Below are 10530 nucleotides of genomic sequence, written 5' to 3' on the forward strand. Positions count from 1 at the left end.
ATGCGGCTCGTTAACACGGTTGCAGTTAAATTAATCAGGGGCTATCAAGTGTTGCTAAGCCCTTATCTCGGAATGCACTGCAAATATGTACCCAGCTGCTCGCAGTATGCGTGCGAATGCTTTAAGCATTATGGTTTTATAAAGGGCTTTGGCATGTCAGCATGGCGCATACTGCGGTGTAACCCACTGTCACACGGTGGTTATGATCCTGCGGTAAAACAAACACATCATTAATTAAGTGAATGCAAATGGACTTTAAAAAAACAATTCTCTGGGCTGTATTCGCACTGTCAGGCTTAATGCTTTATAACAACTGGCTCATTCATGAGGGCAAGCCTTCGTTATTTGGGGGCGCACCTGTAAGCAGTAATTCTTCACCCGTAACAAAAGCTGGTAGCGAAAAAAATGATGTGCCTATGCAAGCTGGTGCCGCATCTGCACCCGCACAGGTTGTAGCAAGCAACTCTGCTGCTGTAGAAAGTGCAGAACGATTTACCTTGCAAAATGATGTGCTGGTTTTACAAATTAGCGCAAATGGCGCAAATGTTATCGATGCGAAACTCTTGAAATCTCTCGTTGCAGAGAACAATGAGCCTGTCGAGCTCTTTCAATACAACGCTAACCACAAATATTTTGCTCGCTCGGGCCTCATTGCAACTGGCAATGCCGACCTTCCAAACCATAACAGTACCTTCAAGTTACTTGCTTCTGGCAAAGATGGTTCTGGAAACCCATTCATGACCTTAGTGAGTGAGCGCAATGGCGTGAGGCTAGAAAAAACATTTATTTTGACTCCGGGTAGCTATGTGGTTGATGTTGGTCATCGCATCACACAAACAAATGCTAACGGTACGCCAATTATTCTTTATACAGAAATTGTTCGCGACGGCTCGCAAGAGAAAAAAATTGGACCATTTGGTGGAGCGTTTTCAGCAAGCACCTTTACTGGTCCAGCCATCTATACGGATGGAGAGAAGTATAAAAAAATTCAATTTACAGACATAGAAAAAAATAAAGCGTCATTCCCCTCACAGATTCCAGCTGGTCAATCTGGATGGGTTGCTATGGTGCAGCATTACTTTGCTAGCGCATGGATTCCGGGTGATAAATTTGTACGAGATATCTACGCTGGAAAAATTGACAACGATCTCTATCGAGTGGGCATGCAAACCCCCTTAGGTGCTGTTGCACAAGGTAGCACTGTTGTTGAAAAGGCTCAGCTGTTTATTGGCCCCCAAGAAGAGCGTGCTTTAGAAAAGATTGCGCCAGGATTGGAGTTGTTGAAAGATTATGGATATCTCACCATTTTGGCAAAACCAATCTTTTGGTTATTAGAAAAAATACATAACTTGGTTGGTAACTGGGGTTGGTCCATCATCCTCCTCACCATTCTGATTAAATTGGTTTTCTTCCCACTTTCGGCTGCAAGCTATAAATCGATGGCACGCATGAAAGAGGTTCAACCTAGACTAGCGTTGATGAAGGAGCAGTTTAAGGGCGACCCACAAAAGCTCAATCAAGCGATGATGGAGATGTACCGCAAGGAAAAAATCAATCCACTGGGAGGATGTTTGCCGGTGGTCATTCAAATTCCGGTGTTTATCTCTTTATATTGGGTATTGTTGTCGTCTGTAGAAATGCGTGGCGCACCTTGGGTGCTGTGGATTCATGATCTATCGGTCCCAGACCCATATTACATTTTGCCAATCATCATGGCTATCTCCATGTTTGTACAAACCAAGTTGAACCCTACTCCACCAGACCCTGTACAAGCAAAAGTGATGATGTATATGCCGATTATTTTCTCGGTAATGTTCTTCTTCTTCCCCGCCGGTCTGGTTTTATATTGGGTAACCAACAACCTTTTATCAATTGCACAGCAATGGCAAATTAATAAATTGTTTGGAAAAAAGCCAGCCAAATAAAGCGCTAGCTAGTTAAGTGCCCACCTTGAGGAATACAGCAATGATGACTAGAAAGTTACCCATCATTGCTGTAGCCACTGCATCAGGCAAAGGTGGTGTGGGCGTGATACGTATTAGCGGGCCAGACTTGGCCGAGCTCACAACTATCCTCCTGCAAAAATCGCTTGAGCCACGCCAAGCTAAATTATTAAGTTTTCGAGATGCCGATGGGAGTGTTATCGATCAACTTATTGCAATTTATTTCATAGGCCCCGCTTCATTTACCGGGGAAGATGTTTTGGAGTTGCAGTGTCACGGCGGCCCCCACCTTTTAGCTTTGGTAATGAAGCGCTGCTTAGAGCTTGGCAAAGATAAGGGCCTTGTGATTGCTGAGCCAGGCGAGTTCACCTTGCGCGCTTACTTGAATGACAAAATTGATTTGGCTCAAGCGGAAGCCATCGCCGATTTAATTGATGCGCAAAGCGAGGCCGCCGTTCGAGGAGCCGCGCGTTCTTTACAGGGCGCCTTCTCTGCTGATGTGGATGGTTTGATTGAAGAAATTACTCAATTAAGAATTTTGGTGGAATCCACACTCGATTTTCCCGAAGAAGAAATCGAGTTTTTGGAAAACGCACAAGCCAAACAACGACTTCAAGCTGTGAGCGCCAAGTTGTCATCCTTAAGAGAAAACGCAAAACAAGGAAAGCTATTGCGAGATGGAGTCCAGTTGGTTTTAGCGGGGGCCCCGAATGTTGGTAAAAGCTCATTACTAAATCGACTTGCTGGAGAAGAAGTTGCCATTGTTACCCCTATCGCTGGAACCACTAGGGATCGTATTAAAGAGAGCATCCATATAGACGGCATACCAATGCACATCATTGATACCGCGGGCTTGCGCGAAACCGATGATTTAGTTGAATCAAAAGGGATTGAGCGCTCTTGGGAGGCCATTCGTTTGGCTGACTTGGTGATCTTTTTGAAAGATCCAAACTCAAACCAAACAGATGAGCTCATTGATGGCGATTTAAAGTCACAAATATTGAAGGAGCTGCCACCAAAATGCCCTGTATTAGAGGTCATCAATAAGGCGGATTTATTGGCCCCCGAGCTTAAAAAAACAGCCCATGAAGAGACTTTGTTTATATCGGCAAAAACAGGCGAAGGTGTTGATGGCCTAAAGAGAAAAATTTTAGAAATTATTGGGTGGAGCGGCTCTCAGGAGGGCGCGATTTTGGCAAGGCGTAGGCATTTAGATTGCCTCGAGCGTGCCGCCGAACACTTAAAAAAATCAGAAGTATTTGCGGCAAATGGCAACATTTCTCTTGAATTATTTGCCGAAGAGCTGCGTTTGGCACAAGACCATTTGGGTCAAATTACAGGAAAACTCCTTCCAGACGATCTTTTGGGAAAAATTTTCAGCCAGTTTTGCATCGGTAAATAAAGGGTTTGCACTCATTGGCTTGATCAAAAAAACAAGCCCAAAATGCTAAACTCGTCAGACCATAAAAACACCGAATGGGGGACTTGATGACCACAAATAATCAGGCAGTAGTCAATGTAAACGCACCAGACTACGTTAAAAATAAACGATTAATTCGGTGGGTTGCTGATACGGCAGCCCTTACCAAACCAGATCATATTTATTGGTGTGATGGCTCCGAGGCAGAATACGAAATGCTTTGCGAAAAGTTGGTGAAGGCCGGCGTCTTTAAACGCCTCAATCCAGCTAAACGTAAAAATTCCTTTTTGGCGCTTTCTGATCCAGATGATGTAGCTCGAGTCGAGGATCGCACATTTATTTGTTCTGCGAAAAAAGAAGATGCTGGCCCAACCAACAATTGGGTGGAGCCAAGTGAAATGCGAGCAACCCTGCAGCCACTCTTCGATGGTTCAATGCGCGGTAGAACAATGTATGTAGTGCCATTTTCAATGGGGCCAATTGGATCACCAATTGCACACGTTGGCGTTGAGCTTTCTGATAGTCCTTATGTTGCTATCAATATGAAGTTGATGACCCGCATGGGAAAAGCAGTGATTGATCAATTGGGCGCAGATGGCGATTTTGTTCCTTGTGTACACACAGTTGGCGTGCCTTTAATGGCCGGTCAAAAGGATATGGCCTGGCCAAATAACAAAACCAAATATATCGTTCACTATCCAGAGACACGAGAGATTTGGTCTTTTGGTTCGGGTTATGGCGGTAATGCATTGTTGGGCAAGAAATGTTTTGCATTGCGGATTGCATCTAATATGGGGCGTGACCAAGGTTGGTTGGCTGAGCATATGTTGATCCTTGGCGTCACTTCACCTGAGGGTACGAAATACCATATTGCAGCTGCATTCCCATCTGCTTGCGGAAAAACCAATTTCTCCATGATGATTCCCCCCAAAGGTTTCGAGGGTTGGAAAGTCACAACCATTGGCGATGACATCGCATGGATCAAGCCTCGCAAAGACCCTGTCACAGGTAAAACACGTTTATTTGCGATTAATCCAGAATCTGGTTATTTTGGTGTGGCTCCTGGCACCAATCGTCAAACCAATCAAAACTGTATTGATTCTTTAAATCAAGATGTGATCTTTACGAACGTTGGCTTAACTGATGACGGCGATGTGTGGTGGGAAGGCCTAACCGATACGCCGCCAGACCATTTAATTGACTGGCAAGGAAAAGATTGGACCCCTGCAGATGGTGCTGCTGGACGCAAGGCAGCCCATCCAAATTCTCGCTTTACTGTAGCTGCAACAAATAACCCCGCTGTTGATCCCAATTGGGATAATCCCGAGGGTGTTGCAATTGATGCTTTCTTATTTGGTGGGCGACGCTCGACTACCGTACCGCTAGTAAGCGAAGCGCGTAATTGGATTGAAGGGGTTTACATGGCTGCAACCATGGGCTCAGAAACTACCGCAGCGATTACTGGCAAGGTAGGTGTTGTACGCCGCGATCCATTTGCAATGATTGCTTTTGCTGGTTACAACATGAGCGATTATTTCCAGCACTGGCTCAATATGGGTAAAAAGCTATCAGCTGAGGGCGCCACACTTCCAAAAATTTACTGCGTTAATTGGTTCCGTAAAGACGAAGATGGTAAATTTGTGTGGCCTGGTTTTGGAGAAAATATGCGCGTACTCTCTTGGATTTTGGGTCGTGCCGAGGGCAAGGCAAGTGGAGTAGAAACACCATTTGGAATTTCTCCCGAGTATGCTGACATGCATTGGGGCGGCTTAGATTTCTCTGCTGAAAAATTCTCGAAGGCTATTGCGATTGCCGCAGAAGATTGGCAGGAGGAGTTAAAGCTACATACCGAATTGTTTGAACATCTTGGCGACCGTCTCCCAAAAGAACTTTTAGAGACGCGCGTGAAGATTGAAGAGCGCTTAAACGCCTAATACTAAAATCCGCCCCATATTTAAATTACATGTCTAAACCCCAACACCATGAAATAGTGGTGATTGGGGCTGGTATTGCAGGCGCAACCATTACCAATGAGTTACTGCAACTGGGAAAATCAGTCTGTCTGATTGATAGCGCTACCGGTCCCGCAGCTGCCTGCTCAAGTCACCCTTATGCGATAGCCCACCCTCATATTGGGAGGGGCTCACCTCGCCTGCTGCGCCTAACCCGCGTCGCTTTTTTATTGGCCGAGGAACGCTGGGGCGCAACTTGGAATCAGCACGGCGTATTTCAACCAACAAGAAGTGGCAAAACATTTCATCGCGAAGAGATGACTCAATATTTGCGCTCTTTAGGCCTAGACGAGCAAATGGCTCTGGCATTGGACGCAAAAGAGGCTCAGAAAACTTGCGGCATTTCACAAAGCGGAGTTTGGCTACCGCGGGGTGCATCTTTAGATTTAAGCATAGCTGCGCAAAGCTTATTATCCCCGCACGAGCATCTTCAGTGTCTTTGGGGTGTTGGCGTTGAGAGCCTACAATGGCTTGATGGAAAGTGGGCTTTGCTCAACAAAGATAAGCAATCGATTGTGAGCTCGGATAAGGTCATTATTGCTGCAGCAATGGGCACAAAAGCCTTAATGGCAAGCGTTGATATTCGGCTTCCACTAAAGCCAGTACGCGGACAGTTAAGTATTTTTTCAGTATCAAAAAAATCAGAATGGGCAAACAGGCTTCCTAAGGTCGCTCTTTCGGGCGATGGATATTGTTTGCCGGCTCAGGAGTTTGAAGGTAGTGACTACCGCTGGGTAGTGGGCTCTAGTTTTGATGAGGGCGAGGAAGATCTGCGTGCTCGCCAAAGCAGTGATGACTTTAATCGCGAACAGGCAAGACGCTTGCTTGATTATGAGCAGGCCAGTTGTGCAGATCTAAAGGGGGAAGGCAGCTTTGTGGGGGTGCGTTGTGTTGCTGGGGATCGACTGCCTATCATTGGACGGCTTGTTCAGCGCCCAGGGGTATTCCTCGCTACTGCCCTGGGTTCGAGGGGCATTTTATGGTCGGCTCTAGCGGCCAAGCTGATTTGCGCTCAAGTGCTTGAAGATGATTTAGCCTTAGACGCACGTTTTGGCTTGGCTGCTGATTTGGTGGCGGCACTAGCACCGGCGCGTTTCTTCGCCGGCACCTTAGCAGCGCCCTCCGCCTTGGGCGCCTTGGCTTCAAACTCAAAACCAATTTTTCCATCAGGACCCAAGGCTAAATAAGCTTTAAATCCTCGACCCGTTCGATTGGACTTGAAGTTGGCTAACAAGTCTGTCTTGCCTTCTTTGAGTAACTTTTGAACTTGTTCAGCAGATATTTCTTGTTGGAGCACAACCTTCCCGGTTTTGAAGTCACAGGTTTTGTTTGGTCCGGTGTTGTTTTCACAGACGTAACGCATGCCATCTTCATAAACCGCACCGGAACATTTTGGACATACACCCAATGCGAATCGTCCAGTAAAGTCTACAGCCTCAGTTTCATCTCCTTGGGTGTTACCAAAGTCAAACTCCAACTTAAATCCGGCGTTTGGATAATCGGCATCATCTTCCGGAATTTCAGACAACTTAATGATGGCTGCAAACGGCCTACCCATTTTGCTGCGGAATCCCTGCAATGGTCCAATCGTTTTTTCCCGCAATAGCTCTTCTACTTCAGGGTATTCAAAGGCTCGTCCACCGGGTGTTTTGCTGATGGTAAAGCCGCATTTCTCACAAGCAAAACGCCGGTAATTTTCCTTGACTGAGCCTTTGCAATGCGGGCAAGGCGTAGACAGGGTTGCATAGTCGCCAGGAATGGTATCGCTGTCATATTCTTTGGCACGTTTGACAATGCGCTGGGTCATTTGGGCAATCTCTTGCATGAAGGTGTCGCGCTTCATCTGCCCACGCTCAATAAGGGATAGTTTGTTTTCCCAGCTACCAGTCAGGTCCGGACGCGTTAATTCCTCTACGTCCAAACCCCTCAATAGGGTCATCAGCTGAAATGCTTTTGCTGTGGGTATTAATTCGCGGGCTTCGCGTACTATATATTTTTCAGCAAGTAAGCCCTCAATAATTGCAGCCCTCGTAGCTGGGGTTCCAAGACCTTTTTCGGCCATGGCTTCGCGCATCTCATCATCATCCACCCATTTGCCCGCACTCTCCATTGCTGAGAGCAAAGTAGCCTCTGTATAGCGTGCCGGGGGTTTAGTTTTCAAGGGGATTGCAGCGATGGATTCCGTTTGAACGGTTTCCTCCTCTTGCACAGCTACGAGCTCGTCATCCGCTTGGTTGGATCTGCCGTAGACGGCTAGCCAACCAGGATTCACAAGTACGCGCCCTTCGGTTTTGAAGTGATGGCCCAATACTTCGGTGATGCGAGTGGTGACGCGGAATTCAGCCGCGGGATAAAACACTGCCAAGAAGCGACGTACCACCAGGTCATACAGTTTTTGCTCTGGTTCGCTTAATGATTTAGGAGATTCCAATGTTGGAATGATTGCAAAGTGATCTGAGATTTTGGAGTTATCAAAAACTCTTTTGTTTGGCTTAATCCACCCGGTGCCTGACTTGGTTTTTGAATCTTTCGAGTCACCCGCTAAGATTTGTTCGGCAAATGGCCGATATTCTTGAGAATGCTTCGCCAGGTTTTCCATCGTTTGTTTGACGGTATCCAAATAATCTTCTGGCAGCGCCTTTGCATCAGTACGAGGGTAGGTAAGTACTTTATGGCGTTCATATAAAGCTTGTGCCAAGCCCAATGTATTTTTTGCGGAGAAGCCAAAGCGCGCATTCGCCTCGCGTTGCAAGCTAGTTAAGTCAAATAATTGGGGGGCAAGTTGCGTTGCCGGTTTTGCTTCCTCTGTGACGGTAGCTTTTTTGTCGCGACATGCCGCCACAATGCTTTGGGCGGCTGCCTCACTCCAGAGGCGATTCTCACGCGCATCTGGTGCAGCAACATCTTTTTTAAACTTTGGATCAAACCAACGGCCTTCGTATACCCCGGCCGCCGCAATAAATTCAGCCTTTACTTCCCAGTAGTCTTTGGAAACAAACTTGCGAATTAATTCTTCACGCTCCACAACAATGGATAGCGTTGGTGTTTGGACACGACCTACGGTGGTTAAAAAGAAGCCTCCGCTTTTGCTATTAAATGCGGTCATGGCCCGCGTACCATTAATGCCAACCAACCAATCCGCTTCTGAGCGGCAGCGAGCGGCATCGGCCAGCGGCTGCATATCCTCATCGCTACGTAGTGATACAAACCCTTCCCGAATGGCGTTTGGAGTCATAGACTGCAACCAAAGACGTTTGACTAGCTGCGGAGCTTTGGCGTGCTGTGCAATGAGGCGGAAAATGAGTTCGCCCTCACGTCCTGCGTCGCATGCATTGATTAGGGTGTCAATGTCCTTGCGTTTGATTAGCTTTTGCAACACTTTTAAGCGAGATTCGGTTTTGACAATGGGGCGTAAGTCAAAATAAGGAGGCACTACGGGTAGGTTGGCAAAAGACCATTTGCCACGTTTCACGTCGTATTCTTCAGGGGCACCAATTTCGAGCAGGTGGCCAACGGCAGATGAAATTACATAATCATCACTTTCGAAATAATCGTCGTATTTCGTAAACCCGCCCAGTGCCTTTGCAATATCGTTAGCAACCGATGGCTTCTCGGCAATGATGAGCGCCTTGGGGTGGTCAATACTTGATGTTTTTGAGCTGCTTTTGGTAGATGCTTTAGCCACGCGTTTGCCTAAATATGAGCCTGAAACTCTGTTTTTAATGGGGAAAAGGGATGATCAATTTAAACCAAATTGGGATTTAGTCTAGCGATCCACCCTTTTTTATTATTAACCGATAAATTAGTAAAAGTCCAAAATAGCCTTGCTACACGAAAAACAAAAAATTATTAGTAAGTGCTCACTCATTTTATTAATCATATAAAACATGACTTTTAATTGGTTAAAAATGGATTCATCTAAATTAAGAGCTCCTCTAGAACGTCTTTTGGAGAGTTTGCTAGCTTTGCCCCCTCCTGAATTAAGCGGTTACAGCCTGCATTGAGGGGGTGATGAATGGCGCCAGGGAGAGCAAAGACCTCTCGCCCCAACTCACATGCAAGCCGGGCCGTAATCAGTGAGCCCGAGCGCTCTGCGCCCTCAATAACAACCACCCCCAGTGCTAGCGCAGCAATCAGGCGATTGCGGCGCGGGAAATGAAATGCTTTTGCACCCACTCCCGGTTGATGTTCCGATATTAATAGCCCTTCTGCGGCAATAGATTGAGCTAAATTAAGGTGTTCTGGAGGGTAGACCCTATCTAACCCCGTTCCACAGACTGCAATGGTTGAAAATCCAGGGCCTAACTCAAGACAGGCGCGATGGGCGGCCCCATCAATACCGCGCGCCAAACCTGAAATCACTAGGAACCCAGCCTTTGAAAGGGTTTGCGCAAAGACCCTGGCGTGATGCATTCCAGTTGGTGTGGCCATTCTTGCCCCCACAATCGCAATCATGGGGCGCGCTAGGAGTGTTTGATCCCCATCTATATAGAGGAGTTTTGGGGGGTCGTAAAGATCATGAAATCTCTTTGGATAGTGGGGATGTGCTGGAGAGAGGGTTTGCATCAGCTTATTTTGAGTGCAGGTTTATTTTCAGCAATTGGGACAGACTGATTACTCTGTTGGATAATTCCTACATGGCTCTATTACCAGTCCTTTGTTATCCCGATCCGCGCTTGCATAAGGTTGCCAAACCGGTCACCCAGGTAGACGCGCGCATAAAGAAAATTGTTGCCGATATGGCGGACACAATGTATGACGCCCCTGGAGTTGGTCTTGCGGCCACGCAAGTAGATATTCATGAGCGGATTGTGGTGATTGATGTTTCAGAAAACCAAAACGAGCTCATGGTATTCATTAACCCAGAGCTCGTTTGGGCCAGCCCAGAAAAGAAGGCGTGGCGTGAGGGCTGCCTCTCTGTGCCCGAATACTATGATGAAGTTGAAAGACCGGACCATATTCGAGTGAAAGCACTTGATATCAATGGCAAGGAGTTTGAAATAGAGGCCGATGGCCTTTTATCAGTTTGTTTGCAACACGAAATGGATCACTTACAGGGCAAAGTCTTTGTTGAGTACCTCTCCATTTTGAAGCGAAATCGCATTTCACTCAAAATGAAAAAACGCGCCAAAGAGTTGGCGGGTCAGCGCTAAGC

7 protein-coding genes and 1 pseudogene are annotated in these 10530 nt (G+C 46.7%); 6 read left to right on the forward strand and 2 right to left on the reverse strand.

Annotated features, from left to right (window positions below; genetic code table 11):
- The 5 genes and pseudogenes from yidD to mnmC1 all read left to right on the forward strand — a co-directional run.
- Window positions 1-234 (forward strand): membrane protein insertion efficiency factor YidD, encoded by a 234-nt coding sequence (gene yidD / locus M2125_RS09815; RefSeq protein ID WP_076024498.1) that lies wholly within the window; start codon window positions 1-3, stop codon window positions 232-234.
- 14 nt (window positions 235-248) lie between these two features.
- Window positions 249-1925, forward strand: coding sequence for a membrane protein insertase YidC (gene yidC / locus M2125_RS09820; protein ID WP_280742899.1), 1677 nt, complete (start codon window positions 249-251; stop codon window positions 1923-1925).
- Between the two features lie 43 nt (window positions 1926-1968).
- Window positions 1969-3345 carry a tRNA uridine-5-carboxymethylaminomethyl(34) synthesis GTPase MnmE gene (gene mnmE, locus M2125_RS09825; protein ID WP_076024675.1) on the forward strand — a complete coding sequence of 459 codons (1377 nt, stop codon included), beginning with the start codon at window positions 1969-1971 and terminating at the stop codon, window positions 3343-3345.
- Window positions 3346-3431: 86 nt separating this feature from the next.
- Window positions 3432-5297 (forward strand): phosphoenolpyruvate carboxykinase (GTP), encoded by a 1866-nt coding sequence (locus M2125_RS09830; RefSeq protein ID WP_280742900.1) that lies wholly within the window; start codon window positions 3432-3434, stop codon window positions 5295-5297.
- A 29-nt stretch (window positions 5298-5326) separates the two neighbouring features.
- Window positions 5327-6415 (forward strand): annotated as a pseudogene (gene mnmC1 / locus M2125_RS09835) (FAD-dependent 5-carboxymethylaminomethyl-2-thiouridine(34) oxidoreductase MnmC1); the annotation flags it as partial.
- Here the strand turns inward: mnmC1 and M2125_RS09840 are convergent.
- Together M2125_RS09840 and dprA are read right to left on the reverse strand one after the other, a co-directional pair.
- The gene (locus tag M2125_RS09840) at window positions 6388-9060 is read right to left on the reverse strand and encodes a DNA topoisomerase III (protein ID WP_280742901.1); all 2673 of its coding nucleotides are present in this window, start codon (window positions 9058-9060) and stop codon (window positions 6388-6390) included. The pseudogene mnmC1 and the gene M2125_RS09840 overlap by 28 nt on opposite strands.
- 233 nt (window positions 9061-9293) lie before the next feature.
- Window positions 9294-9941 (reverse strand): DNA-processing protein DprA, encoded by a 648-nt coding sequence (dprA, locus tag M2125_RS09845; protein ID WP_076024495.1) that lies wholly within the window; start codon window positions 9939-9941, stop codon window positions 9294-9296.
- A 71-nt stretch (window positions 9942-10012) separates the two neighbouring features.
- Here dprA and def point away from each other — a divergent pair, with 71 nt between their 5' ends.
- Window positions 10013-10528 carry a peptide deformylase gene (gene def, locus M2125_RS09850; RefSeq protein ID WP_076024494.1) on the forward strand — a complete coding sequence of 172 codons (516 nt, stop codon included), beginning with the start codon at window positions 10013-10015 and terminating at the stop codon, window positions 10526-10528.
- Window positions 10529-10530: the final 2 nt, after the last annotated feature.

Source organism: Polynucleobacter sphagniphilus (genome assembly GCF_029892205.1).
Taxonomy (GTDB): domain Bacteria; phylum Pseudomonadota; class Gammaproteobacteria; order Burkholderiales; family Burkholderiaceae; genus Polynucleobacter; species Polynucleobacter sphagniphilus.

Bases quoted from the DNA above. Each gene is read 5' to 3' on its own strand.
- yidD (WP_076024498.1), top strand. From the start codon at position 1: ATGCGGCTCGTTAACACGGTTGCAGTTAAATTAATCAGGGGCTATCAA.
- yidC (WP_280742899.1), top strand. From the start codon at position 249: ATGGACTTTAAAAAAACAATTCTCTGGGCTGTATTCGCACTGTCAGGC.
- mnmE (WP_076024675.1), top strand. From the start codon at position 1,969: ATGACTAGAAAGTTACCCATCATTGCTGTAGCCACTGCATCAGGCAAA.
- M2125_RS09830 (WP_280742900.1), top strand. From the start codon at position 3,432: ATGACCACAAATAATCAGGCAGTAGTCAATGTAAACGCACCAGACTAC.
- dprA (WP_076024495.1), bottom strand. From the start codon at position 9,941: ATGCAAACCCTCTCTCCAGCACATCCCCACTATCCAAAGAGATTTCAT.
- def (WP_076024494.1), top strand. From the start codon at position 10,013: ATGGCTCTATTACCAGTCCTTTGTTATCCCGATCCGCGCTTGCATAAG.